This window comes from Sphaerisporangium perillae (assembly GCF_023276435.1).
Classification (GTDB): Bacteria; Actinomycetota; Actinomycetes; order Streptosporangiales; family Streptosporangiaceae; genus Sphaerisporangium; species Sphaerisporangium perillae.
In genome coordinates this window covers 1-25,642 of record NZ_JALLPO010000029.1, presented here as the reverse complement: position 1 = coordinate 25,642, position 25,642 = coordinate 1, and the positions used below count along the sequence as shown (strand labels likewise).

The window sequence follows — 25,642 nt, the reverse complement described above, 5'->3', positions numbered from 1 at the left end:
TTGGATTGTCAATCCAATTGAAGCGTGGGGAGGCCTCCGTGGTCCAGCCCCGATTCCGGGCACGGTGAAAGCGCCGACGGCGGACGGCCGACGGCGCGGGGCACCTACGCGCGGGGTCTTACCGGACGAGCAGGAAGACCACCACGGCGACCACGATGACCGCGGCCACCACGGCGATGATGGGGATCAGCCGCGACCGCTGCGGCGCGGCGGCCTCCGGCTCCTGGCGCTGGGCGAAGGCCTTGAACTGCTGGGTGTTGCCCGCAGGATCAATTTGAGGTTCCGACATGGGAGGAACTTTAGCCACCTCAAAGGTGCCTTGACGTCGTTTATGCCAGTTCGGCCTTACGCGCTCGGCCCCGGGCGTGATCCCGGCGAGGGGAGACAGGACCGGAGGGCGGGACCACCGGCCCGGGCGGATAGCGTGGTCACATGCTGCGGACGCTGTTGTCGCCCCGTCTCGTGGGCCTTCACCTGGTCACGATCGCGGTGCTGATCTCGTTCGCCTTTCTCGGCCGCTGGCAGCTCGGGGTGTTCGAGGACTCCGCGAAGCCGCACGCCATTCTCGACCCCGCCCCCGTCGCGCTGACCAGCCTGGTCCGGGCCGGCGAGCGCGTGCCGGTCGAGGCCATCAGCCGCCGCGTCACCGCGCGGGGCATCTTCGACGCGTCCCGGCAGCTCCTGGTGGCCGAACGGACGCCGACCGTGGAGTCGGGCGGCGGCGCGGTCAAGGACGGCGGCTACTGGCTGCTCACCCCGCTCCTGCTCGCCGACGGGACGCGGATGCCGGTGGTCCGCGGCTGGGTTCCCTCCGCCACCGACCCCGCGACGGCCGTCCCCGCAGGAACGGTGACCGTGGCCGGACGGGTCCAGCCCTCCGAGCCCACCGACTTCGCCAAGCGGCGCACCTCGCCGCTCCCGGCGGGCCAGGTGGCCACCGTCTCGACCGCCGAGCTGGTCAACGTCTGGCGTGACGTCCGGCTGCGGGACGGCTTCGTCGTCGCCACCGGGCCGGTGGCGGCGGAGCGGCCCGCCTCGGCGACGCCGGACGCGCGCCCGGTGGACGTTCCCCCGCCCAGCGAGGGCGGCGGCTTCAGCTGGCGCAACCTCGCCTATGCGGCCCAGTGGTGGATCTTCGCGGGGTTCGCGGTGTTCATGTGGTTCCACTTCGTCCGGGACGCGCTGCGCACCGCCCGCGCCGGGGAGACCCCGCAGGACGATTCGGATGGCTTTACCGGGAAGGACCCGCGGGAGGGTCCGGATGGCGGTGCCACCGGCGAGGCTCCGGACGAAGCCCCAGGGGAGGCCGCAGAGGTCTCCGCGAACGCCCTGGGTGGCGGTCCCCGGCCGGGCGGCGCGTCCCCGCAGGAGTGACCACCCTCCTACCGGGATATCGTGTGGTGACCGCTCTGCAAGCGAGGTAATGATCGTCGTGGAATCCGCGCTCAAGCCCTTCCGGGTGATGGCTTACGTCGTCGGCTGCATGCTGCTCGCCCTCGTGGCCGCCATGGTCGTGAAATACGGCTTCGACAACGCCACACCCGTCGCCATCGTCGGCCCCGTGCACGGCTTCATCTATGCCGTGTACCTTCTGACCGCGCTCAACCTCGGGCTCAAGGCGCGCTGGTCCTGGCCGTACACCCTTGGTGTGCTGCTCGCCGGCACCATCCCGTTCCTGTCGTTCGTGATCGAGCGCAAGGTGACCCAGCGGGTCCAGGAGCAGATCGCCGTCGCCACCGCCTGACCAGCGGCATCGGCCCGGCGAAACCGGGCCTTCCCCCGGCGGCCGTCGAGAGGCCGGGTGTTGACCGCGACGGCCGGGAACGGCGTGATCGCGTGACAGGACGGTCGGCCCGTCCGGTCACGCGGTCGCCACCGGGGTGGTCAGCGGCCGATCTGGCGGCGGCGGATCCGGCGCAGCCGGGTGCGCTGCGACTCGTCCAGCATGAAGTAGACCGCCACCGGGCCGGCCAGCACGGCGATCACCAGGATCCAGGCCACCAGCGACGGCAGCAGGAGTAGGGCGAGGATCGAGGCGATTGCCGCGCCCACGTAGTACTTAGACAGTGGCGACATTGCCGGGCCTTTCTGTTCGCCGGGCGGGGGGATCCCCACCGCCCATTCTGCGTCGTCCCCTCAACGTGTGGCCGTGCGGGTGGAGTTCCGCAGACGGTCAGTCGGCGAGGGCCTTGAGTGTGGCCTCGCCGCAGGGGTCGGCGTCGGTGCTGGCGGGCACCAGCGCGACCTCGTCCACGCCCGCCTCCGCGTAGGCGTCGAGGCGGTCCATGATCTCCACCGAGTCGCCGATCAGGGCGACCGACTCCAGCAGGTCGTCGGGGATGGCGGCGAGCAGTTCGCGGGGGTGCGGCCCGGTGCGGGCGTAGGCCACCACGTCCCCGAAGCCGGCCTCGGCGAACATCTCGCCGTACCCTGGCGCGCCGACGTAGGGCACCACGGCCCCGCGGATCTGCTCGATCGCCGCCGGATCGGGGTCGACGGCGGCCGCGACCCACGCGGCCACCCGGGTCGTGGGGGTGAGCAGCCGCAGGTCGGTGATCAGCCGGGCGGCGGAGGCGGGGGTGAGCAGGTTGAGCACCATGCGGTCCGCCAGCGCGGCGGTCTGGACCGCCGCCGGGCCGAAGGCGGCGACCGTGAGCTCGGACCGGGGAGCGGGCAGCCGCAGCCGGTACCCCTTGCTGGCGACGTGCTCGCCGGTGAACTCCGACCGCTCGCCGTCGAGCAGGGGCCGCAGCGCCTGGACGGCCTCGCGCAGCGCCGCGCCGGCCCCGGCCCTGGACCGGCCGTGCCAGTCCTGGACGATCCGGGGGGTGGACGTGCCGAGCGCGACGCCGACCTGCCTGCCGGTGAGGTCCGCGACGGAGGCGGCTCCCCTCGCGATCGTCATGGGATCGCGCACACTCACCGCCAGCGGCCCGACGGTGAGCGCGACGTGGCGAGTCCGCGCGCCGATCGCCGTGGCCAGCGCGAAGGCGTCGTAGGTCGCCGTCTCGCCCACCCACACCTCGGGATAGCCGTGCTCGTCCGCGATCTGAGCGGTCCGCACCGCCTCGCCGGCCGGGCGGTCCTGCCACAGCCCGACGGAGACGCTGAGCCTCATGTGTAACGCTCCTGCCATTACCCGGGGAGCCCATGGTGCCTCGCGTGGCACGCCCCCGACACCGTCTTTGCGAGACGCTTAGTCAACCCCATGAGAAGTGTTCTCCACCACTGTCCAGCGAGAGGTTCATCAGCCGGTTGCGACGCTCGTACGCCGAGCCCGGCCCGTCTGACCTTCTCGGCCGCGACCGGGTTCTCGATCATCCCTGGAAGCTACGGTGAAAAAAGCCAGCTAGCAATGCGCCGGGCTGTCCTCAAGGCCGGAGGCGCTGTTTAGAGTTGGCGCGGTGGACACCAAGGAGTTATCGGCCAAGGTCGGCGCGTGCCCGGCCGAGGCTGGGCAAGATGTCAGTAAATATGGCATTTCTGCGAGGAATATCACCGAAAAGGGTTATTGCCGGGAAAATCTGGTACCCCGGCACGCACCCCAGGATGGCCCGGCGGGCGAGGCGGACGCCTGCGAACGCAGCGCCATCGGCCGCGCCCTAGGCATCCTCGGGGACCGCTGGGTCCTGCTGATCCTCGAGTGCGCCTTCCTCCTGCGCATCCGCACCTTCGCCGGGTGGCGCGACGAGCTCGGCATCTCCGAGTCCGTGCTCGCGGCCCGGTTGAAGGAGCTCGTCCGGCACGGCATCTTCACCCCGGCGGCCTACCGCGACGGCCGCACGCGCTACGAGTACCGCCTGACCGGCGCCGGCCTGCGGTTGTGGTCCTTCCTCGTCGCCATCCACGGCTGGGAGCGCGACTGGGCCGACCGGCCCGGCCTGCTCACGCTGATCCACGACACCTGTGGTCACGAAGCCCGTCCCTACCTGGTCTGCGGAGCCTGCCGGGAGCCGATGAGCGCCAGGGACACCTCCACCGAGCGTGGCCCGCAGGTGTCGATCGCGCGCATCGGCCTGCCGCGCCACCATCGCCGCACCCTGCGCGGCGACGACAGGACCGACTACCTCGGCTACTGCCCCCACTCGATGGAGATCCTCGGTGACCGCTGGAGCACGGCGGTCCTGGCCGCGGCGCTCCTCGGCGTCAAGCGGTTCGTCGACTTCCAGCACGAGCTGGGCATCGCGCCTTCCGTCCTGGCCACCCGGCTGAAGCTGTTCGTCGACCTCGGGGTGCTCGCGGCGGACTCCTGCCGCCTCTACCGGCTCACCGACAAGGGACTGGCCTTCTTCGAGGTCTTCGCCTTCCTCGCCGACTGGGCCCAGCGGGAGCTGCCCGCCCCCGAGCACACCGGCCTGATCATCACGCACGGGCCCTGCGGCGCACGCCTGCACCCGGTGCTGCTCTGCCGGGCGTGCGACGGCGAGCTGGGGCGCGACGAGATCCACTTCGAGGTGTCCAGGTAGTTTCCGGCTAGCGAGAGGGGGGCATCCGCCCCTCGGCGACGGTGATCAGGGAGACATGCGCGTGACGGACAACCAGCAGGCCATCACCGGAGACCAGCGGGAGCAGGCCAAGCTGATCTGGGACTACCACCAGATGCGCCACGATATGCGGCCGGTCGACGCCGCGATCGGACTCGGTAGCCACGACCTCGGGGTCGCGGCCTTTGCCGCCGAGTTGTATGTCGCCGGGCTTTTTCCCGTCCTGGTGTTCACCGGTGGCAACAGCCCCACCACCGCCGCCCGCTTCCCGCGCGGCGAAGCCGTGCACTTTCGCGAGCACGCCCTCGAACTCGGTGTCCCGGACTCGGCGATCCTGCTGGAGCCCAACGCGGGCAACACCGGCCAGAACATCACCTTCTCCCGCGAGGTCCTGGCCTCGGCCGGGGTCACACCCACCACGGTGCTGCTGATCTCCAAGCCGTATATGCAGCGCCGCTCCTTCGCCACCGCCCGCAAACTGTGGCCCGAGGTCGAGGCGATCTGCGCGTCAGAACCGCTGGAGTTCGACGACTACCTCAAGAGCATCGGCGACGACAGGCTCGTCATCGACATGCTCGTCGGCGACCTGCAGCGGGTGATCGAGTATTCCAAGCTCGGGTTCGCGATCGCCCAGGACGTCCCAGAGGAGGTGCATGCCGCTTATGGATCTCTCCTTGCCGCTGGATTCACCAGCCGTCTCCTCAAGCCCTGATCTGCCCCCGCCCGGCGGGCTGTGCGCGATCCACCAGCCAACCTCTTCCCGCGGCTGACCACGCTGGCCAAGGTGTTCGCGGCGGACTGCTGGATCGTCCTGGACGACGTCCAGTTCACCCGCCGCGACTACCGGCACCGCGCCCGCCTGGCGCCCCTGAACGACCCGCAGCGGCGCCAGGGGCTCACCGTCCCGGGCTCATGCGCGCCATCAGGTGCTCCAAGCTCTTCCGCGGTCAGCCGCCCGTGCCTGCCGGGTCCTTGGCCGCCGAGGTCGCGAGCCACTTCTCGTGCGCCTCGCTCAGCCGCCTCCACAGGCCGGCCTTCAGCTCCGGGGGGACCTCGTCCAGGGTGAGCCCGAAAATGTCGGCCAGTGCCTCGAAGTAGTCACGACGGGTCGAAAGGACCGACGTCCCCTCCTCCGAGCCGAGCCGGATCAGGTTCAGGCCGCGCAGGTTGTCGACCCCGGCGGCGTCGCGTCGCTGCACGCACAGCACCTGCCGGAAACTCGACTCCGGCGAGGTCGACAACTCCTGATGCTTGGCCGTGAAAGCCGACATCCGCGCCGGCTCAGGACGGAAATCCATCCCGAGGAAGGCGCCACGCGGATCGTGGTCGAACCGCCAGCCGCCCGGCTCTGCCTCCGAGGGCCGCAGGCGGTACTCGAACGGTCCCTGCCGGTAGGTGCCCTCGACCAGCGGGAGCGGCTCGTGGAGGGCGTCCCCCAGGCCGAGGTCGACGAACCACACCCCGGCCGGGCATCGAGCCGAGGGCAGCCCCGACACGGTGAGCGCCAGATGGTTGCCCGTGGCTCCGGCGGGCCCGCTCGCCGAACCCTGCACCCCGCCCACGTGCCGGGTCACCTGGTATCCGAGGTTCGCCAGCAGGAGCGAGAAGGCGCCGTTCAGATGAAAGCAGTAGCCGCCTCTCCTTCGCAGGATGCGACCGGCCGACTCCAGCGGTTCCACCGAGGTGGGCTGGTCCAGCCAGATGTGGAAGTACTCGTACGGCACCCGCTCGACGTGGGCCGCGTGCAACCGCGCCAGCGACTCCACGCTCGGCGGCCCGGCGAGCCCGTCCAGCCCGAGGCGGCGAAGATAGGCGGAGACATCCAGAGATCTCGTCACGCGCCAAGCTAACCAAGGACTGCATGAGATCTACACATATGTGGCCGGATCCTCTGCACGAGTCGGTTCTAGGCTTCCGTTCGTGACAGACCAGCGGCGCATCCTCGTGGTCGAAGACGACAGCACCATCGCCCTCGCCGTACGGAGCCGGCTCCTGGCCGAGGGCTTCGACGTGCGGATCGCCGAGGACGGTGAGGAGGCCCTCGCGGCGTACGCGCGGGCCGAACCCGATCTGGTGGTGCTCGACAGGCTGCTGCCGCGCCTGGACGGCGTCGAGGTGTGCCGGCGCATGCAGGCCGCGCGCCCGGTCCCGGTGCTGATGCTGACCGCCCTCGGCGAGGAGACCGACCTGCTCGTCGGGCTCGGCGTCGGCGCCGATGACTACCTCACCAAGCCGTTCAGCATGCGCGAGCTGGTGGCCAGGATCCACGCCCTGCTGCGCAGGGTCGAGCGGGCGGCCCAGCTCGCCCACGAGGACACGGTCATCCGCGCCGGCGACGTGGAGATCAACACCGCCGAGCGCCGGGTCTTCGTCCGCGGGGTGGAGGCCCAGCTGACCCGCACGGAGTTCGACCTGCTCCGGCGGCTCGCGGAACGTCCCGGACACGTCTTCGAGCGGGAACGGCTGCTCTCCGACATCTGGGGCTTCTCCGAGGCCGCGGCCACCCGCACAGTCGACAGTCATGTACGCGCGCTGCGCCGCAAGCTCGGCGCCGGGATCGTCCGTACCGTCCACGGCGTCGGATACGCGCTGGTCAAACCGTGAGACCACCAGCCCCCCACGTCCGTACGGAGATCACGTCGTGAGATCGTCCGCCGCCCACGTTGGTAGGGAGGCCACGCTATGAGGCACCCCGCCCCCCGCGTCCGCACGGAGGCCACGCTGTGAGGCCGCTCGACTTTCTCGGACGGATCAAGGTCAAGCTCGGCCTGGTCATCCTGCTCGCGGTCGCCACGGCGTTCGCCCTCAACGAGTTCGGCCGCTCGCTCGGCGTCGTCCCGTGGGTCCGCATGGGGCTCGCCGCCGTCCTGAGCCTCGGCATGGTCCAGCTGATCGGGCGCGGGATGACCGGGCCGCTGCGGGAGATGGCCGCCGCCGCCCAGACGATCGCCAAGGGCCGGTACGGCATGCGGGTCACGGCCACCTCCCGCGACGAGGTGGGCGAGCTGGCGCGGGCCTTCAACGCGATGGCGGCCGATCTGGCCGAGGTGGACCGGCAGCGCCGCGAGCTCGTCGCCAACGTCAGCCACGAGTTGCGCACACCCATCGCGGGCCTGCAGGCCGTGCTGGAGAACCTCGTCGACGGCGTGTCCTCGCCCGACCTGGCCACGTTGAGCACCGCGCTGGCCCGCACCGAGCGTCTCGGCCGACTGGTGGCGCAGCTGCTGGACCTGTCGCGGCTGGACTCCGGAGCCCGGCCCATCGAGCCGGAACCGATCGAGCTCGGACCGCTCTGCGCCCAGGCCGTACGCGAGGCCGGCCTCGCCCGCGAGGAGGTGTCCCTGTCCAGCGCGGTGCCTCCAGGGCTCGGCGTCCACGCGGATCCGGCGCTGCTCGGCCAGGTGCTGGCCAACCTGCTCGACAACGGCGTCCGGCACAGCCCGGTCGGGGGCTCGGTCCGGCTGGAGGCCAGGCCGGAGGGCGCGGGGGTACGGCTCAGCGTCACCGACCAGGGGCCGGGAATCCCCGGGCCGGAACGCCCCCGGGTGTTCGAGCGGTTCTCACGCCTGGACATCGCACGCGCGGCCGACGCGGGCGGCGCGGGCCTGGGCCTGGCCATCGTCAAGGAGATCGTCGAACTGCACGGAGGCTCGATACGGGTCGCCGACACTCCGGCCGGCTGCCGCATGGTGGTCGACCTGCCAGGAAGGATCACCATCATGAGCGACGCGCCCGACGAGCCGTTACCGGCTCTGGAGCCGCTACCGGCCCTGGAGAGGGCTGGCGCCGAGACCGATCCGGTGCCCGCCGGAAGCGCCGCCGTTCTTGCCGAGAGCGCGTCCGGCGTGGAGGCGTCGACCCCCCCGGTGGGAGCGAGCGGTTCCGGGACATCCGACCCGTCGGACATCTCGGACGTACGGGAGGGCCGGCGGAAACCGGAGGGCCTGGACGCACCTGGGCATTCGGACACACTTGAGCGCTCGGATGCACTTGAGCGTTCGGACGCGCTTGAGCGGCTGGACAGGGGCATCCCCCAGGCGGCGAGTGCGCTGCCGGGCCCTGGTGGCGTCCCCCAAGTGGCGAGTGCGCCGCAGGGCACCGGCATCCCTCAGGCCGGCGGGTCACAGGGCCCCGGCATCACCCAGCCGGCGAGCGCGCCGCAGGATCTGGGCGGCCTAGCGGTCCCGCGAACGACGGAAGGGACGAATTTGCCGCAGGCGTCCCAGGAGCGACAGGCGCCGCGCGCACCTGCGGCCATGGTCCCGGACGGCCGCCTCGTCGCGGGCCACCCGGGAGCGTCGCAGGCATCGCCGAAGGCCCTGATCGGTGCCGGGCTTGGGCTGCTGTGCGGGCTGGCCATGGGGCTGTTCGCGGCCGTGTTCGTGGGCTTGTTCTTCAACGGCACGTTCGCGCTGGCGGCGCTCCTGCTGTTCATCGCCGTCGGCGCCGTGCTGGGCGGCGCTCTCGCATCAAGCGGCGCGCGTTCCGGGACAGGGCCGGCGTACGCGCCCGTGCCCGCCTCGGCGCCCGTCCATGCCTCGGCGCCCGTGCCCGCCTCGGCGCCGGTGGCCCGGCAGCCGCAGATGGGCGCCGCTCCCAGCATGGCCACGTCGGCGATGGACGCCCCTTCAGGTATGGCCTCGTCACCGGGTATGGGCGTCCCTCCTGGGATGGCCACGACACCTGGGATGGCCGCGTCTGGGATGGGACAGGCGCCGTCCGACTACGTGGCGCCGCCGCTGTTCCCGCGGCCTGAGCTTCCCGAGACGCCGCCGCGGCTGCTGCTGCTCGCCGCCGCGGTGGGGTTGCTGGCGGCGATCGCGCTGCCGTACGCCCGAGCAGGGCTGGGCATCGTGCTCGTGGCCGTCGCCGCCGGGGCCGCCGTGCTTCCTTGGGCGCGTCACCGCCTCACCCCGTGGACGGTCGCGTTCGGCCTGCTGGCGTACGCGCTGGTGGCGGTCGCCCTGTTCAGGGACGCGGAATGGCTGGTCGCCCCCATGCTGCTCGCCGGTTTCGGGTTCGCGGCGCTCGCGGTGTCCGGCGGCGGCCGGGGCTGGCTGGGTGTGATCAGGGGAGGGCTCTCGGTGGTCCTGGCCGTCTTCCCCCTGCCGTGGTTCCTCCTCGCGCCGCTCAAGGGCGTGAACCGGCGGCGATCCCTGGCGCCCGTGCTGGCCGGCCTGAGCCTGGCCGTCGTGCTCGTCCTCCTCTTCGGGGTGCTGTTCGCCTCGGCCGACGCCGTCTTCGCCTCGTTCGTCGAGCACCTGTTCACCGCCCCCGCCTGGGCCGGGTCGGTGCCGTTCCGCCTGTTCCTGTTCGTGGTGTTCGCCGCGCTGGTCGGGGCGGCGACGCTCGTCGCCCTGCGTCCGGTGGTCGAGCCGGCGGCCCGCCGGATGCGCGGGCAGGTGAGCCGTACCCTGTGGATCATTCCGCTGGCGGCCCTGGACCTGCTGTTCGCGGCGTTCGTCGTCGTGCAGATCACCACTCTGTTCGGTGGCAACCGCAAAGTGGTCGAGACGGCCGGGTTGACCTACGCCGAGTACGCCCGGTCGGGGTTCTTCGAGCTGGTCACGGTGAGCCTGTTCGTGCTGGGCCTCGTCGCCGTGGCGACCGCGGTGCTGGCCCCGGCCGGCCGGGAGCGCGTGGCGCTGGCCGGGCTGCTCGGCATGCTGTGCGCGCTGACCCTGGTGATCCTGGCCTCGGCGCTGCACCGCCTCGGGCTGTACATCGACGCCTACGGCCTGTCCCGGCTGCGGGCCTCGGTGGGCGCGAGCATCTGGTGGCTGGCGGCGGTGTTCGCGCTGGTGCTGGTCGCGGGAGGCATGCGGCTGGCCGGGCGCGGCGCGGGCTGGCTGCCGCGTACGGCGGTGCTGGTCACGGGGCTGTCGCTGGTGGCGTTCTCCGTCTGGAACCCCGACCTGCGGGTCGCCGAGTCGCAGCTGGCCATGCGCGTCTCCCGCCCGCTGGACGTGGGGTACCTCAGCGATCTCGGGGCCGAGGCGGTGCCCGCGGTGGAACGGCTGCCCGAGCCCGCGCGCAGCTGCCTGCTGGCCCAGATGTCGGCCGTAGCGCGGCTGGACGTGCCCGAGCCCTGGAACGGGTGGAACCTTCCCCGGCAGCGGGCGCGTGATCTGCTCGATGCCCGGCCTCCGCTGCTGCCGTCCCAGCCGAGGTGTGAGGATATAGGGTCGCCTGGGACATAGGTCATTCACAGCGGGCACCTCGAAAGGCACGGCTGCGTTGCACGGTTCGGTATACGTCTTTGTGGAGGACGTGCGCGACGAGGGCATGGGCCGGGTCCTCGACCGGATCGCCGGGTACGGCCTGCGCGAGGTGACGGTCGCCGCCGCCTGCCAGGGCGCCCGTGATGTCACCCCGCACGGCGCCTCGCGGGTGACCATCCGTTCCGACGGGGTCCACTTCCCGCCGCCCGCCGACCTGTTCACCGGCCTGCGGCTGACCCCGCCCGTGCAGCCGGGGGCCGAGGAGGAGCCGATCGCGGCGCTGCGCGCGGCCACGGCCGAGCGCGGCATGGCTCTGCACGGCTGGACGGTGTTCCTGCACGACCTCACCCTCGGGCTGGCCAACCCCGACGTGACCGTGAACGACTGCTTCGGCGGGCGCGGCTTCCCCGCGGCGCTGTGCCCGGCCCATCCCGACGTCCGCCTGTACGCGGTCGCGCTGGCCAGGTCGGTCGCCCGGCAGGGCGTGGACAGCGTGGTCGCCGAGTCCCTGCACTTCGGGGCGTTCGCGCAGGGCTACCAGCAGGAGAGGTGCTTCGTCCCGCTCGGCCCGATGGACGAGTACCTCTTCTCGCTGTGCTTCTGCTCGTGGTGCATGCGCCGTGCGGCCGACCTCGGGGTCAAGGCCGAGGTGGCGCGCGAGGAGTGCGCCCGCATCGTCGGCGGGGTGCTCGACGGCGACCCGCCGGCGCAGGGCGAGGTGACGCGGGCCGCGCTCACCGCCTATGCCGGCCCGGAGGTGGTGGCGTACGCGCGCGCCCGCTCCGAGACGGTGACCTCGCTGGTCAGCGAGGTGTCCTCGGCGGTGGCCGCCGAGGGTTCCAAGCTGACCTTCCTGGACGGCACCGGGCACCACAAGGGCTACGCCGATGGGCTGCCCCCGGCCGGGCTCGCGGCGCACGACGCCTGGCAGCTCGGCGTCGACCTGGTCGCGCTCGGCGACCTCGTGCCGTCCTTCGGCGTGCTCGCCTATGCCCGGGACGCCGCGCGGGTGGCCGACGACGTGGGCGCCTACCGTCGCTCGGTCGGCAACGACCGGGAGTTGCGGGTGGTGCTGCGGCCCGGCCGGCCTGACACCGACTCCGAGGACCGGCTCGCCGCGAAGGTCCGCGCGGTGCGGGCCGCCGGCGGTGACGCGGTCGACTTCTCCGCCTATGGCCTGTTTCCGTACAGCGTGCTGGACCGGATCCCCGGGGCTCTCGGCCGCGACGGCTGAGGCACGACCGGCACCCCGTACAAGATCGGCGCGGCGTTCGCCGTGGCCCGGGACACCCCTTCGCGCGGCGTCGCACAAGGTCTTCCCAGCTGTACGCGGGAGAGCGCTCTCAGGATCTTGAAGAAACATTTTCTTGCTGTTGACACGGGTTGTCGACCCATCTAGCGTCAGCGGCGCTGAGAGCGTTACAAGCACGTTACGTCGACGCGAACATCAGGTTCCCAGCGTTGTGCGGGCCTCGAACGGCCATCGAGCCCGCGGTACGGAGCTGTCGCCGGTCACTGCCTCAACACGAGCAAGCCGGTTCACCCCCCACGACGAAAGCCTCTCCGCATGACCTTCGATCTGCCCTGGAACCCCCCATCGAGGCGACGGTCCGCCGCACTGGCCGTCACCACTCTGCTCGCCGGCCTCCTCGTCACCGTGCCCGCCACCCCGGCCGGCGCCGCCACCGTCACCGTGGGCGCTGGCGGCTACACGACCGACCTGCCCACCGGCGCCTCGGGCCCGGCCAACAGCGACGGCGCGCCCGTGACGCCGAAGACCACCTCCGCCGTCACCGCCAAGGTCCCGACCAACGACTGGTGGTCCTCGCTGGCCTTCCAGCGCTACGCGGGCAACCCCTACTCCGAGAACATGTACGCCCACCCGCTGACGTTCCACGCCGTGGCGGGCGGCCTGGAGGTCGGCTACCCGGCCACGCCCACCATGTCCGCGACGCAGTACGACTACAACCACGCCCGCGACCTGACCCTCGGCGTGACCGGCCTCAACGCGCCGAAGACCCAGGTCGACGGCTGGTCCGACTGGACGGTCACCCCCTACTGGTCCGACGGAGCCCGCACGCTGCGCGCCACCATCGGCCACGGGCTGCCCTTCGTCTACGCCACCCCCAGCGGGGGAGACGCGCGCGTCGACTTCGTCGCCACCCCCACCATCTGGGCCGACCGGGGCAACGTGCTGGGCGCCACGGTCAACGGGCACGACTACGCCCTCTTCGCGCCCACCGGAACCGACTGGAGCCTCACCGGCACGGCCGCCACCGTCGCCCTCGGCGGCAAGAACTACCTCAGCGTCGCCGCCCTGCCCGCGCGCGGAGCCCTCGACCTGTTCGCCAAGTACGCTTACTCCTTCGTCACCGGCACCACGGTGAGCTGGTCCTACGACGAGGCCGCCGCCCGGCTCACGACCAGCTACACCGCGACGACCAGCGCGAAGGAAGGCACGCAGACCGGCACGCTCATGGCGCTCTACCGGCACCAGTGGCAGGCCACCTCCGACCCGCTCACCGCCTACACCTACGCCTCGCCCCGCGGCACGATGAAGCTGCGTGAGGGCGCCTCGTTCACCACCCGGCAGACCTTCCACGGCGTCCTGCCGTCCCTGCCCGACCTCGGAGCCTACGACCGTGCCCGCCTCGGCGCGCTGGTCAAGCAGGAGGCCGACGCGGCCGACCCGTGGAAGTCCGCCGCCGACACCTACTGGACCGGCAAGGCCCTCGGGCGGCTCGCGCAACTGGTGCCCATCGCCGAGCAACTCGGCGACACCGCCTCGCGCGACAAGCTCCTCGCCCTGCTCAAGGCCGAACTGCAGAGCTGGTTCACCGTGGGCGGCGAACAGTTCCGCTACGACGGCGCATGGGGCATCCTCACCGGCTACCCCGCCTCGTACGGCAGCGACACCGAGGTCAACGACCACCACTTCCACTACGGCTACTACCTGATGGCGGCCGCCACCGTGGCGCGGTACGACCGGGCATGGGCCGCCGACGGCCAGTGGGGCGGCATGGCCAAGCTGCTGGCCAAGGACGCGAACAACTGGGACCGCGCCGACACGCGCTTCCCCTTCCTGCGCAACTTCGACCCCTACGCGGGCAACGGCTGGGCCTCCGGTCACCAGGGCTTCGCCGCCGGCAACAACGAGGAATCCTCCTCCGAGGCGATGAACTTCGCCGCCGGAGCCCTGCTGCTGGGCGCGGCCACCGGCGACCCCGCCCTGCGCGACCTGGGCATCTACCTCTACACCACCCAGGCGGCCACCATCGGGCAGTACTGGTTCGACGTGGACGACGCGGTGTTCCCACCCGGCTTCGGCCCCGGCACGGCCGGAATGGTCTGGGGCGACGGCGCCGCCCACGCCACCTGGTGGACCGGCAACCCCGAGGAGATCCACGGGATCAACTACCTGCCCATCACCGGCGGCTCGCTGTACCAGGGCCTCTACCAGAGCAAGGTCAGGACAGGGCTGGCGGAGATGGAGGCCGAGAACGGCGGGCCGGCCGTCGAATGGCGCGACATCATCTGGCAGTACCGCGCGCTCGGCGACCCCGCAGCCGCCAAGGCCGACTGGGACGCGGGCGGCAACTCCTACGACCCGGAGTCCGGCGACTCCAAGGCGCACGCCTATCACTGGATCTACAACCTGGCCAAGCTCGGAACGGTCGACGCCGCGGTCACCGCCGACACCCCGACGGCCGCCGTCTTCAGCCTGAACGGCACGCGCACCTACGTCGCGCACAACTTCGGAACGTCCGGGCGGACCGTCGCCTTCTCGGACGGCAAGCGGCTGGACGTCCCGGCCGGGTCCACCTCCACCAGCGCCGGGGGCCCGACCCCCACCCCCACGCCGACGCCCACCCCCACGCCGACGCCCACCCCCACGCCGACCCCGACCCCGACGCCGGGTTCTCCGACTCTGTACCTGCTGACCGGAGGCGGCCTGTCAGCGGCCGCCGGCACGGCCGGATCCGACACCGTCTCCTCGGCCGGCGGCACCAACCACGACGGCACGCCGTACAACCCGCTCGTCTACACCGCGACCGGCCTCACCATGTCCTACACCGGCGCCGGGACCTCCTTCGACCTGCTCCTGGACGCGGGAACCGCGGTGGCCAACGGCGTGCAGGCCCGCGTGTCGTACGACCTGACGGGGGACGGCACCTACGACCGGGTGGAGACCTACCGGTACTTCGCCACCGATCCGGTCCCCGGCTGGGAGCACTACACCCAGGCGTCGGGCCTGGCCTCCTCGACTGGCACGCTCGGCAACCTCGCCGGCGGCCGGGTGAAGGTCGAGGTCTGGAGCGCCATCGGCGCCAACCCCAGCTCGCTGGGGGTCGGCAACCGTTCCGTGCTGACCCTCCCGTTCCGCTGACCACCTGCCTTCCTTCCCCCCGCCCCTCGAACACGCACGTGTGATCTGTCCCCGAGAGATGAGGATCATCATGGGCATGTCCACCGATCCACCGGCGAGAGGCCGCTCACGGCTCCGCGCGCTGCTGGCCGCCGCGGGCGCGGCGGTCCTCCCGCTGATCGCCATGACCGTCACCGGCGGGCCGGCCGGCGCCTCCGTGCCGGCCACGCCGAGCGGCTGGAGCCTGGTGTGGAGCGACGACTTCAACGGCTCCGCCGGCTCGCCGCCCTCGTCGTCCAACTGGATCATCGACACCGGACACAGCTACCCGGGCGGCCCGGGCAACTGGGGCACCGGAGAGATCCAGAACTACACCGCCAACCCCGCCAACGTCAGCCTCGACGGTGGGGGCAACCTGCGCATCACGCCTATCAAGAGCGGGTCGGAGTGGACCTCCGCCCGCATCGAGACGCGGCGCACCGACTTCAAGCCGGCGGCCGGAACCGTCCTGCGGATTGAGGGCCGGATCCAGATGCCCAACGTCACCGGTGACGCGGCGCTCGGCTACTGGCCCGCGTTCTGGGCGCTGGGCGCGCCCTACCGGGGCAACTACCAGAACTGGCCCAGCATCGGCGAGTTCGACATCATGGAGAACGTCAACGGGCTCAACTCCGTGTGGGGCGTGCTCCACTGCGGGGTGAACCCCGGCGGCCCGTGCAACGAGACCACCGGCATCGCCAACAACCGCGCCTGCCCGGGGTCGAGCTGCCAGTCGGCCATGCACACCTACCGGTTCGAGTGGGACAGATCGGTCACCCCCAACCAACTGCGCTGGTACGTCGACGGGCAGCAGTTCCACAGCGTCAGCCAGAGCCAGCTGGACGCGGGCACCTGGAACAACATGACGGGCCACGCGGGCTACTTCCTGCTGCTCAACGTGGCCATGGGCGGCGCCTTCCCCAACGCGCTCGGCGGGTCCACCCCGACGGCGGCCACCGTGTCCGGACGTCCCATGGTGGTCGACTACGTGGCGGTCTGGCAGAGCGGCGGAGGATCGACACCGCCGCCGACCTCGCCTCCGCCGACCTCACCGCCCCCCGGCGGCGTCGACGCCCGCTCGACGATCCAGGCGGAGAACTACCAGGCGCAGTCCGGCACCCAGCTGGAGACCACCACCGACAGCGGCGCCGGCCAGAACGTGTCGCACATCGCCAACGGCGACTGGCTCCGCTATGACGGGGTGAACTTCGGCTCCTCGGCCGCCACGCAGTTCAGGGCGCGTGTCGCCTCCGGCGCCGCGGGAGGGGTCAGCGGCCTGGTCCAGGTGCGCCTGGACAGCCTCACCGCCGCGCCCATCGGTGACTTCGCCCTCGGGAACACCGGTGGCTGGCAGAGCTGGCGCACCGTGCCGGCCAACATCAGCGGCGTCACCGGCACCCACACCGTTTACATCACCTTCTCCAGCGGCCAGCCGGCCGACTACGTCAACCTCAACTGGTTCACCTTCGGCAACTGACTCCCGCCGGTACGGCTCGCGCCCCGCCTGGGCGCGAGCCGTACCGATTTCCCGGGTTCAGGCGGGTGGCCTGGCTATCCTGGACCGATGAAGATCGGCAAGGTGGGTATGGTCTGCTTCGGCCTGCTCCTCGCGGCCGCGACGGCCCTGACGGCCGGATGCTCCGCCGAGGGCGAGTCGGCCGGAGGCAATCCGGCAGCAGGGGCGTCGGCCGGGAGCGAGTCGCCCGCGTCGGGCCTCTCTGTCAGCAGCCCGGCGTTCGGCCACGGGGCCGCCATCCCCAAGAAGCACGCCTGCGCGGCGCAGGGAGGCGAGGACGTCTCGCCCCCGCTGGCCTGGAGCGGCGTTCCGTCCAAGGCCCGCGAGCTGGCCATCGTCGTGGACGATCCCGACGCGCCGGGCGGCTCGTACATCCACTGGATCGTGACCGGCATCCCCGCCTCGAAGACCGGCCTGAGCGAGGGCGCGACGGAGGGCAAGGTGCTGCCCGGCAGCGGCGGCAAGGCCGCGTACGCCGGTCCGTGCCCGCCGAGCGGCGTGCACCACTACCACTTCATCGTGTACGCGCTGGGCGAGCCGATCCAGGTGAGCGGCGACCCGCAGGAGGCGCACGTGAAGATCAAGGACGCCGCGATCGCCACCGGCGAGACGGTCGGCACCTGGGCGAGGTGATCTCCGGCTTCAGGGTTCCACTCCGGCCGGCGGCGGGCCGGGCGCGGCCGATCCGTCGAGGAGCAGGTCGACGACCCGATCGGTGAAGTCGTCGTCGATCGGAAGGCGCCGGAAGACGGCGCGCAGCCACACGGCCCCGGCGAGCATGTCCACGATCATCATGGGCTCCGCTCCGGCGCGGAGCTCACCTCTGTGCGCCGCCCGTTCGAAGATCGGAGACTCGCGGGCGAACCGGTCGGAGAAGAAGCGCTCGGCCTGCGCCGCCAGCTCGGGATTATGCGCCGCGGCGCCGAGCGCGGCCACCGCGACGTCCGAGGCCGGAGGCGTCGCCAGTAGGGCCGCAGTGCCTCTGAGCAGGGCTTTCAGGTCACCTCGCAGGCTTCCGGTGTCGGGGACTGTGAAGTCGAGGAGCCGTGCTTCGACCAGCGCGTCCCCCAGGAGCGCAGCCTTGGAGGGCCACCAGCGGTAGATCGTCGTCTTGTTGACCCCCGACCGCTCGGCCACGCCCTCGATCGTGAGGCCTTCGTACCCCTTCTCCGCCAGCGACTCCAGTGTCGCCTGGAAGATCTCCTGTTTCCTGCGAGGGCCGCCGTCCGATGCCATGCGCCGAGCATATTGCAACGCACCGTTGCGTGGGGTTCAATGAGAGCACAACGCAACGTTGCGTTGTGTTCGAAGGGAGGCGATCATGAGTTCACCGGTCGTGTTCATCCACGGCATCCGGGTCGGCGGCACCATGTGGGGACCGGTCAGGTCCCACCTGGACCGGCCGTCCGAAGCCCCTGACCTGCCCGGACACGGCACCCGGCGCGGCGAACCCTTCACCCTGGAGTCCGCCGCCGACACCGTCGCCGCCGCCGTCGACAGGCTGGGCGGCCGGGCGCTGCTCGTCGGCCTGTCACTCGGCGGATACGTCGGCATCGCCACCGCCGCCCGCTTCCCCGAACGCGTCGCCGGCCTCGTCGCCATGGGGTGCACGACCAAGCCCGACGGGGTCAACGCCGGCCTCTACCGCTTCGCCGCCTCGCTCGCAGCACGTCACCCCGACCTCGCCGGCCGGCTGAGCGCCTACGCCTTCCACCGCGCCCTCCCCGGGCCACCCGGAGACGCCGTCATCGCGGGCGGATTCACCTGCGAGGTCATGCCCTCGGTGGTGGAGGCCGTCACCGCCCGCGACCCACTGTCCGACCTGGCCGCGTATCCGGGACGGGTCTGGCTCGTCAACGGATCCCGCGACCCGTTCCGCCGCCACGAGCGCGCGTTCCTCCGCGCCTGCCGTGACGGGCGGCTGCTCCTGATGCCCGGCCGCAACCACCTGACCGTGCTCGCCCACCCCGCCCGGATGGCACGCCTCGTCGAGGACCTCGCCTGCCTCGCCGATCAGCGGGACCGGCCGCTCCCCGCCAGGGCGGTGGCGACGCCGAGCCCGAGATAGACGCATCCGCTGATGTACCTGAGCGGCCGCTGCCTCCCGCGCAGCCGGCGGCCCAGCGTGCCGGCGCCCACCGCGTAGACCATGTCGCCGACCAGGCCGAGCAGCAGCAGGGTCACGCCGAGCACCACGATCTGCAGCGCGGGCGACCCGGCCTCCGGCCTCACGAACTGGGGGAGGAACGCGAGGAAGAAGAGGATCACCTTGGGGTTCAGCACGTTGACGACCACGCCCTCGAGGAACACCCTGCGGAGCGGCTGGCCGACCGCCTCCCGCGTCGACGCCTCCTGCTTGCCGATCAGCGTACGGACGCCGAGGTAGACGAGATACGCGGCGCCCGCCCACTTGACGGCGGTGAACGCCGCCGCCGACCTCGCGATCAGGTACGAGAGCCCGGCGGCCGCCGCCGCGATGTGCACCAGCGTCCCCGTCTCCACCCCGACGGCCGACGCCACCGCGGCCGCCCGTCCCTGGGCGATGCCCCGCGCGGTGATGTAGAGGTGGTTCGGACCCGGGACGATCACCAGCACCATCGCGGCGAGCGAGAAGACAAGAAGCGTAGAGGGGGAGACCATACCGCCGACCCTAGCCCTCATCGGACCAGACAAAGAGGGCCATAATCACCCCGACCTCATAGTCCAAACCCCCTGCCCCGCCCTCCACCCACCTTCACCACGTCCACCCACCTTCACCATGTCCACCCACCTTCACCATGTCCGCTCACCTTCACCACATCCACCCACCTTCACCACGTCCCCTTCCTCCACCCGCAGTAGCGCTCACCTCCCCGTCCGCCGCAGCGCTCCCTTCCCTCGTCCGCCGTGGCGCTCGTCCAGGGCGGGGCGGCATGGGCTGGGCACGTCGCTCTGTCGGCCATGCGTGGCATACTCCCGAACGTGGTGTGGCGGGAGGCGTCCAGCGCTCTTGTGGGGCGATCGAGTGAGCTCGACCGCCTGGTCGGCGTTCTCAGCGCCGCCGCGGTGGGGCAGGCCGGGGTGGGCATCATCGGTGGTGACGCCGGCATCGGCAAGACCCGCCTGGTGGCCGAGCTCGTCGACCTGGCGCGTGCGCAGGGCTTCGCCGTGCTGAGCGGGCAGTGCGCCGAGCTGGGTGACGCGCTGCCCTACCTTCCCCTCACCGACGCCCTCCGCGGGGCCGCCGACGACCCCGACCTCCTCCAGGCGATCGAAGCCCGGCCCATGCTGCGCCGGCTGGTGCCCGGGTCGTCGTTCGACTCCCGCCCGGAGTCCGGTTCAGGTCTCGCCCAGCAGCAGCTGTTCGGCTCGACACTCGACCTCCTGGCCGAGCTGGCGACGGCGAGACCGGTCATCTTCGTGCTCGAGGACCTCCACTGGGCCGACAGATCCACCCGTGACCTGCTGGTCTTCCTCAGCCGCATGCTCCAGCGCGAGCGGGTCTGCCTCGTCGGCACCTACCGCACCGACGACCTGCACCGGCGTCACCCTCTCCGGCCCCTCCTCGCCGAGCTTCAGCGGCTCCCCTCGGTGACCGCCCTGCGGCTCGGCCCGCTCGGCACCGGTGAGATGTCCGACCATCTCGTGGCGCTCGGCGGTGCCGACGCGAAGGTGATCGGCGACATCATCGAACGCGCCGAGGGCAACCCGTTCTACGCTGAGGAGCTCCTGGCGGCCGAGGGCCTGCCGTACAACGTGGCCAACCTGCTTCTGGCTCGGGTCGAACGGCTCTCCGAGCCCGCCCAGCGGGTGCTCCGCGCGGCGGCGGTCGCCGGCCGGCGCGTCGACCACGATCTGCTCCAGAAGGTCGCAGACCTCGACGACGCCGAGCTGGAGGAGGCCATGCGCGAGATCGTCTCGCGCGGGCTGCTGCTCCCCGACGGAGACTACGGCTACGCGTTCCGGCACGCCCTCCTCCAGGAAGCCGTCTACACCGACCTGCTCCCCGGTGAGCGCACCCGGCTGCACAGCCGGTTCACCCGCCTGCTCGAGTCTCCCGCCGAGCTCGCCTATCACTACCTCGCCAGTCATGACCTGCCCGGTGCCCTGGCCACGTCCGTGGAGGCCGGCCGGCGGGCCGACCGCCTGGGCGCACCCGTCGAGGCCCACAGCCACTACGACCAGGCCCTGGCGCTGTGGCACAGGGTTCCGGACGCTGAGCGGGTGGCCGGCATCCAGCAGGTCAGGCTGGCGTTGCTGTCCGCCGCAGCGGCCGAAGAGAGCGGCGACACCCACCGCGCCATCGTGCAGATGCGCGAGCTCCTGGCCACGGAGGACCAGGCGGCGGAGCTGTGGGAACGGCTCGCGTACTACCTCATCGACGCGGGCGACGAAGCCGGAGCCATCGAGGCGGCCAAGACAGCGGTGCATCTCGCCACCGAGGCGACCGGCGGTCCGGGCGCTGACGCGGGCGATCCCGCCCTTTGCGTCCTCGCGAGGGCGCTCGCGACGTATGCGCGGGCCCTGCTCTGGACCTCCCGGCACGACGAGGTCGAGGATCTGGCCCGCCAGGCGCTGGAGAGCGCCCGCGCGGCGGGTGTGCACGACGCCGAGTCCAGCGCGTTGATCACTCTGGCCTCCGTCGCGGACATCGGCGGCCACGCCGAGAGGGCGGAGGAGCTTCTTGCCGTCGCCGCCGCCATCCGTTCCGGAGACCTCTCCATCGACCTCAGAGCGATCTACAACCACGCCCGGGTGCAGTACGAGCGCGGCCGGCTGGCCGACGCCGCCGTCACCGCCGACCGGGGGGTGGGGCTGGCGCGCGACACCGGCCTCTCGTGGAGCCTGTTCGGCACCGATCTGCGCTTCCTGCGGCTGCTCATCCACTACGTGGCCGGAGAGTGGGAGCAGGCGAGCGAGCTCGCGGCCGGGTTCGCGGTGCGGGTGGGCAGGCTCGCCGAGGCGCGGCTGTCGGGCTACGCGCTGTTCGTCGAGGTGGCTCGTGGCGATCCGATCGTGGAAGAACGACTGGCCTGGCTGAAGCCCTTCTGGAGCGACCAGCTGGTGACCTACATCGTGCGCGGGCTCGCCGCCGAGCACGACCTGTGGAACGGCGACCCGCGGTCCGCGATGGAGCACATCGACGCGGTCGTCGAGGCCATGGAGCTCTTCGACCCGGGCCTGATCCGCATCTGCGCCACCGGGCTATGGGCGCTCGCGGAGCTCGGGCAGGGCGGTCCCCGCTCCGGTGACCTGCAGAAAGCGGACGACCTGCTGCGCCGGGCGCGCGGCGCGGCGACCGTCGGGCCGGGCTCCGGTACCCGGGGTGAGCTGGGCGTCGAGGGGCGGGCCTGGCTGGCCAGAGCGGAAGCCGAATGGCACCGCGTCCATGGAAGGCCCGACCCTGCGGTGTGGAGGGTCGTGGTCGACGCGTTCGACTTCGGTTCCGTCTACGAGGTGGCGCGGTCGCGCCGGCGTCTCGCCGAGGCGCTGCTGGCGACCGGTGACCGCGAGGAGGCTCTCAAGGAGTGGCGGCAGGCCGTGGCGACGGCCAAGGCCCTGAATGCCGCGCCTCTCCTCCGCGCCCTCACCGAGCTCGGCCGCAGAGCCCGCTTCCCCACCCCGCCGAACCACCCTTCGTCGTCGGGTCCCCCTGCTTCCTCGGGTCACCCCGCTTCCTCGGGCGCTTCCGACTTTCCGCCCACGTCCGGATCGTCCTCACCGCTCTCCCTCTCCTCCCCGCTCTCGCCACCGAACGCCGACGGCCCCGCCATCACGCTGACCGGCCGGGAGCAGGAGGTGCTCGCCCTGGTCGCTGTCGGCCTCTCCAACCGCGAGATCGCGGAACGGCTCTTCATCTCCAACAAGACCGTGAGCGTGCACGTCTCGAACATCCTCGCCAAGCTCGGCGTCTCATCCCGCACCCAAGCCGCCGCATACGCCCACCAAGAAGGCCTCCTGCCCTAACCCCTCATTCCCGGAAGACATCCTGCGTTGACCACACACCTAGGCCGGGTGGCTTTGGTCTCGTCGCGCATGCCTTGGCCGCAGTCGCAGCTGGTGAAGCCGTTGCCGCGCAGCTCGGCGTAGGCAGACGGGGGTCCTCTGCGGGCCGTACCTGTGGATCTCGCGCAGCACCGGCGCCCGCGGCGTGGCTTCGGTCTGGTCCGTGTATGCCTGGCCCGGTGGCTCCGCTCTCCTCACCCTGGTATGGCGTTTGAGCGTTCGGCGGCCGCGGCGGCGAGAAGGTGTACGGAGTTGTCGGCGCCGCCGTATGTGGGGCGACCCGGGGCACGTTCGTGGACGCCGTACCAGTGGGAGTCGGGCGGACGGATGGTCGCCGACGGATGCCGGGGTGGTCCTAGGACCGACCCTACGGGCGCATGCGGATCAAGCTTCCCCGGTGCTGGTGTGCGCATCCGCCCCAGTGCCTGTGCCGGCGCCGATGTCGGATCCTTCGGCGCTGCTGGTGCTGTCAGCGGCCGGCGCGAGGTCGCGCACCATCTGGATCAGCTCGGCCGGATCGAACGGCTTGGTGAGATAGGCGTCGACGCCGATGCCGAGGCCTCGCTTCTTGTCGTCTTCCTGAGCCCTGGCCGTGATCATCATGATCTTGATGTGGTTCATGCTCTCGTCGGCGCGAAGCCTCGTCGCCGTCATCCAGCCGTCCAGACGCGGCATCATCACATCCAGCGTGATCACATCCGGTTGGACGGATGCCACCCGATCGAGGCAGTCCTGACCGTCGGTCGCCGTCTCCACCTGGAAACCCTCCAGGCTGAGATTCACGGCGATGAGCTGCCGGATAACCTCGTCGTCGTCCACAACCAGCACGCGTCCCAGAACCTCGTCCACGGCCGCGAGGCTAACTCTTGAGGACAGCTCCCGCGAGGTTTTCCCGTAAGTTCGCCGAGCTGTCGCCAATATGGTCCCCCTCAGGCCCCGGAACCTGCGGGCCCGATTGGGCGCGCCTAGCCAGACCCAACGCGCCACCGCTGTCCATATGATCCTCGCTGCCGCTGTACGGACGAGCCCCTTCACGGCTGTTCCGTCGACCCCTGAGGCGGAGACCGCCTCCTGATCACAGCGGCGAGTGTGGTGGCGACTCACCTGTACCGGGCCGCCTACCGCCTTTCCGTCCTCTGCGGCGGCTTTCCATGGCTCGCCTTATCCACAGCCGGAAGCCGCACGTCGAGAATCTCCTTCCTTTCCGCAGGTCAAGCCCCTTCCGTGCCGCCCCGCTCGCTCATCCACAGTTCAGACTTGTCCACAGAATCCCGTTCGGCGCAAAGGCCCCCCTCCTGCCCGAATGATTCTGGGGCCTCGATTCTTCATCGAGCCCAAGGAGGGCATCCGTGATCACGATGCTCGTCACCACCGTCCTTGTAACCGGGGCGGCCCTTTCCGGAGGTGCCGGCGAGGGCGTTCCAGGCCCGCACCTCAGCCGATGCGCGCAGGTTCGCCGGCTCCCAGGTGCTGAAGTTGAGAGAGGGGTGCCTCGCTGGTCCGACACGGCACTTCGCAGGTGGCTCGGCACCGTCCCCGCGAAGCTGCCCGAGGAACTCATCCGGCGATGGTCGAGCGCCATATCGGCCCCTGACAGCCCCATCAAGGCGTTGCTCGAACTCGCCCCCGTCGTCGCCGTATGCGAAGACACGGGCAGAGCCGGCCCCCGCCGCCCTTCCAGCCACGACCTTTCCCCGACCTCCTCGCAACCGATCTCTCCGCACCCCTCCTCTGAGGACCGATGGTCGCCCCACCATCAGGTCGACCCGTACGGCACGCCCGGCGCCCGCGTGTGGACATGGCCGGCGCACGACTTCGAGACCGGCCAGGGCCCCCGGCGGGAGGACGACGAGGCCCCTGTCCGAATCCATCAGCCGGCGACCGTGACCGGGCCTGAGCGGCGCCCGGAGACCTCTTCCGAGGTCCGGCATCACGCCGACGACCACGCGTCCCAGACCGATCACCAAGAACCTGTAGGGCAGGTTCCAGAGGAGCGAAGAGCCCAGCCTCACCGGCGAGGTGCTACCGGCTCTGCTCCCCAGGCCCGCTCAGGAGCCCCATCGACTGGAACAGGCTCCGAGGCGAACGGCGGAAGGAAGCGCTCCAGAACCGGCGCGGGCCGGCCGGCCTCCGGGCGGAACAGAGGGCAGGAGGCATCGGACCAGTCGGCTTCCGGGGCGAATGACCGGCAGGGGCGGTCCGGCCAGGCGGTCTCTGGGACGAGCGACGGGAAGGCGCGTTCGGGAACTCATTCGGGCCAGGCGGTCTCTGGGACGGCCGGCAGGAAGGCCCGTTCGGGAACTCAATCGGGGCAGGCGGGCTCTGGGGCGATCGCCGCGAGCGCGGCACTTCGTCAGCTTGGGACGCCGTACGTCTGGGGCGGAGGGTCTCAGGCGGGGGCCACAGGCGGCGGGTTCGACTGCTCTGGGCTGGCCCTCTATGCCTGGGGCCGGGCAGGAGTCTCCCTTCCGCACTACACCGGCAGCCAGTTCGCCAAGGGAACCAAGATCCCCTTCTCGCAGCTCCAGGCAGGCGATCTCGTCTTCTTCGGCGGCGGCAACGGGGACCCGACTCACGTGGGCGTCTACCTGAAGGACGGCGTGATGGTCCACGCCCCCAAGACCGGCGATGTCGTACGCAAGGTCGACTTCGCCCACTCCACCTACTACCGAGCGCGCTACCGAGGAGCGATCCGACCAGGCAAGTGAGCTCTTCACGGCGATCATGAGCGCATAGCCCCGGCCGAGCAGTGCCCGGCATCGCACGGCAAGCCGAACTCGCCCTGCAGGGTGGGCCGTCACACCAGCCGTAGAGCCGGCCGCCCACCATCCTCGCGGCCGGCTCTACCTCCGGCACCCAACCGGACCCGCCGACCGGCATCGACGGCCAGGGCGGGGGCGGTGGGCCGACCGGCGGCGGATACGGGTTCGACTGATGGTGGGCAGCGCTGGCGGATCTGTCCGGTGGCGAGTTGGCGGGGTGGGGGTGGATCTGTCCGGTGGCGAGTTGGCGGGGTGGGGTTGGCTGGGCG

General features: G+C 71.3%; 20 protein-coding genes and 1 pseudogene. 14 read left to right on the top strand and 7 right to left on the bottom strand.

Going from position 1 to position 25,642, the window contains the following annotated elements; all coding sequences use genetic code 11:
- Window positions 1-118: 118 nt before the first annotated feature.
- Window positions 119-289 carry a hypothetical protein gene (locus MYF83_RS26820; RefSeq protein ID WP_248963482.1) on the bottom strand — a complete coding sequence of 57 codons (171 nt, stop codon included), beginning with the start codon at window positions 287-289 and terminating at the stop codon, window positions 119-121.
- Between the two features lie 143 nt (window positions 290-432).
- Between MYF83_RS26820 and MYF83_RS26815 the strand changes: the two genes are divergently transcribed.
- Complete coding sequence (locus MYF83_RS26815) at window positions 433-1,374, top strand: SURF1 family protein (RefSeq protein WP_248963481.1); 942 nt, start codon at window positions 433-435, stop codon at window positions 1,372-1,374.
- 58 nt (window positions 1,375-1,432) lie between these two features.
- Window positions 1,433-1,744 (top strand): DUF3817 domain-containing protein, encoded by a 312-nt coding sequence (locus MYF83_RS26810; protein WP_248963480.1) that lies wholly within the window; start codon window positions 1,433-1,435, stop codon window positions 1,742-1,744.
- Between the two features lie 140 nt (window positions 1,745-1,884).
- Here the strand turns inward: MYF83_RS26810 and MYF83_RS26805 are convergent, their stop codons facing one another.
- Window positions 1,885-2,076, bottom strand: coding sequence for a tail-anchor membrane protein (locus MYF83_RS26805; protein WP_248963479.1), 192 nt, complete (start codon window positions 2,074-2,076; stop codon window positions 1,885-1,887).
- Between the two features lie 97 nt (window positions 2,077-2,173).
- A complete protein-coding gene (locus MYF83_RS26800) occupies window positions 2,174-3,118 on the bottom strand; it encodes an LLM class F420-dependent oxidoreductase (RefSeq protein WP_248963478.1) in 945 nt (314 codons plus the stop codon).
- Between the two features lie 286 nt (window positions 3,119-3,404).
- Between MYF83_RS26800 and MYF83_RS26795 the strand changes: the two genes are divergently transcribed.
- From MYF83_RS26795 to MYF83_RS44475, 3 genes are all read left to right on the top strand, one after another.
- A complete protein-coding gene (locus MYF83_RS26795) occupies window positions 3,405-4,466 on the top strand; it encodes a winged helix-turn-helix transcriptional regulator (protein WP_248963477.1) in 1,062 nt (353 codons plus the stop codon).
- A gap of 61 nt (window positions 4,467-4,527) precedes the next feature.
- The gene (locus MYF83_RS26790; RefSeq protein ID WP_248963476.1) at window positions 4,528-5,196 is read left to right on the top strand and encodes a YdcF family protein; all 669 of its coding nucleotides are present in this window, start codon (window positions 4,528-4,530) and stop codon (window positions 5,194-5,196) included.
- Between the two features lie 21 nt (window positions 5,197-5,217).
- Complete coding sequence (locus tag MYF83_RS44475) at window positions 5,218-5,550, top strand: WbqC family protein (protein WP_372500251.1); 333 nt, start codon at window positions 5,218-5,220, stop codon at window positions 5,548-5,550.
- Here MYF83_RS44475 and MYF83_RS26785 read toward each other — a convergent pair.
- The gene (locus MYF83_RS26785) at window positions 5,432-6,322 is read right to left on the bottom strand and encodes an arylamine N-acetyltransferase family protein (protein WP_248963475.1); all 891 of its coding nucleotides are present in this window, start codon (window positions 6,320-6,322) and stop codon (window positions 5,432-5,434) included. The two genes, MYF83_RS44475 and MYF83_RS26785, sit on opposite strands and share 119 nt — an antisense overlap.
- An 82-nt stretch (window positions 6,323-6,404) precedes the next feature.
- Between MYF83_RS26785 and MYF83_RS26780 the strand changes: the two genes are divergently transcribed.
- The 6 genes from MYF83_RS26780 (at window position 6,405) to MYF83_RS26755 (ending at window position 17,259) form a co-directional block, all read left to right on the top strand.
- Window positions 6,405-7,088, top strand: coding sequence for a response regulator transcription factor (locus tag MYF83_RS26780; RefSeq protein WP_248963474.1), 684 nt, complete (start codon window positions 6,405-6,407; stop codon window positions 7,086-7,088).
- A gap of 119 nt (window positions 7,089-7,207) precedes the next feature.
- Window positions 7,208-10,684: a DUF4153 domain-containing protein gene (locus MYF83_RS26775; protein ID WP_248963473.1), complete on the top strand. Its 3,477-nt coding sequence runs from the start codon at window positions 7,208-7,210 to the stop codon at window positions 10,682-10,684.
- A 37-nt stretch (window positions 10,685-10,721) separates the two neighbouring features.
- Window positions 10,722-11,939 (top strand): glycoside hydrolase family protein, encoded by a 1,218-nt coding sequence (locus tag MYF83_RS26770; RefSeq protein WP_248963472.1) that lies wholly within the window; start codon window positions 10,722-10,724, stop codon window positions 11,937-11,939.
- A gap of 333 nt (window positions 11,940-12,272) precedes the next feature.
- Window positions 12,273-15,092 (top strand): glycosyl hydrolase, encoded by a 2,820-nt coding sequence (locus MYF83_RS43075; RefSeq protein WP_279340091.1) that lies wholly within the window; start codon window positions 12,273-12,275, stop codon window positions 15,090-15,092.
- 76 nt (window positions 15,093-15,168) lie between these two features.
- Window positions 15,169-16,587: a glycoside hydrolase family 16 protein gene (locus MYF83_RS26760; RefSeq protein WP_248963471.1), complete on the top strand. Its 1,419-nt coding sequence runs from the start codon at window positions 15,169-15,171 to the stop codon at window positions 16,585-16,587.
- Window positions 16,588-16,695: 108 nt separating this feature from the next.
- Window positions 16,696-17,259 carry a YbhB/YbcL family Raf kinase inhibitor-like protein gene (locus MYF83_RS26755; RefSeq protein WP_248963563.1) on the top strand — a complete coding sequence of 188 codons (564 nt, stop codon included), beginning with the start codon at window positions 16,696-16,698 and terminating at the stop codon, window positions 17,257-17,259.
- A 9-nt stretch (window positions 17,260-17,268) separates the two neighbouring features.
- Here MYF83_RS26755 and MYF83_RS26750 read toward each other — a convergent pair whose 3' ends face one another.
- Window positions 17,269-17,862, bottom strand: a complete 594-nt coding sequence (locus MYF83_RS26750) for a TetR/AcrR family transcriptional regulator (protein WP_248963470.1) — start codon at window positions 17,860-17,862, stop codon at window positions 17,269-17,271.
- An 85-nt stretch (window positions 17,863-17,947) separates the two neighbouring features.
- On the opposite strand from MYF83_RS26750, the gene MYF83_RS26745 reads away from it, so the two are divergent.
- Window positions 17,948-18,694, top strand: a complete 747-nt coding sequence (locus MYF83_RS26745; protein ID WP_248963469.1) for an alpha/beta fold hydrolase — start codon at window positions 17,948-17,950, stop codon at window positions 18,692-18,694.
- Here MYF83_RS26745 and MYF83_RS26740 read toward each other — a convergent pair.
- Entirely contained in the window at window positions 18,640-19,266 is a 627-nt protein-coding gene (locus MYF83_RS26740; RefSeq protein WP_248963468.1) for a LysE family translocator, read from the bottom strand. The two genes, MYF83_RS26745 and MYF83_RS26740, sit on opposite strands and share 55 nt — an antisense overlap.
- Window positions 19,267-19,566: 300 nt before the next feature.
- On the opposite strand from MYF83_RS26740, the gene MYF83_RS43070 reads away from it, so the two are divergent.
- A complete protein-coding gene (locus tag MYF83_RS43070; protein WP_279340090.1) occupies window positions 19,567-22,572 on the top strand; it encodes a helix-turn-helix transcriptional regulator in 3,006 nt (1,001 codons plus the stop codon).
- A gap of 513 nt (window positions 22,573-23,085) precedes the next feature.
- On the opposite strand, the pseudogene MYF83_RS26725 reads toward MYF83_RS43070, so the two are convergent.
- Window positions 23,086-23,439, bottom strand: a pseudogene (locus tag MYF83_RS26725) (response regulator transcription factor); the annotation flags it as partial.
- 530 nt (window positions 23,440-23,969) lie between these two features.
- Here MYF83_RS26725 and MYF83_RS26720 point away from each other — a divergent pair.
- Complete coding sequence (locus MYF83_RS26720) at window positions 23,970-25,319, top strand: C40 family peptidase (protein ID WP_248963562.1); 1,350 nt, start codon at window positions 23,970-23,972, stop codon at window positions 25,317-25,319.
- Window positions 25,320-25,642 lie beyond the last annotated feature (323 nt).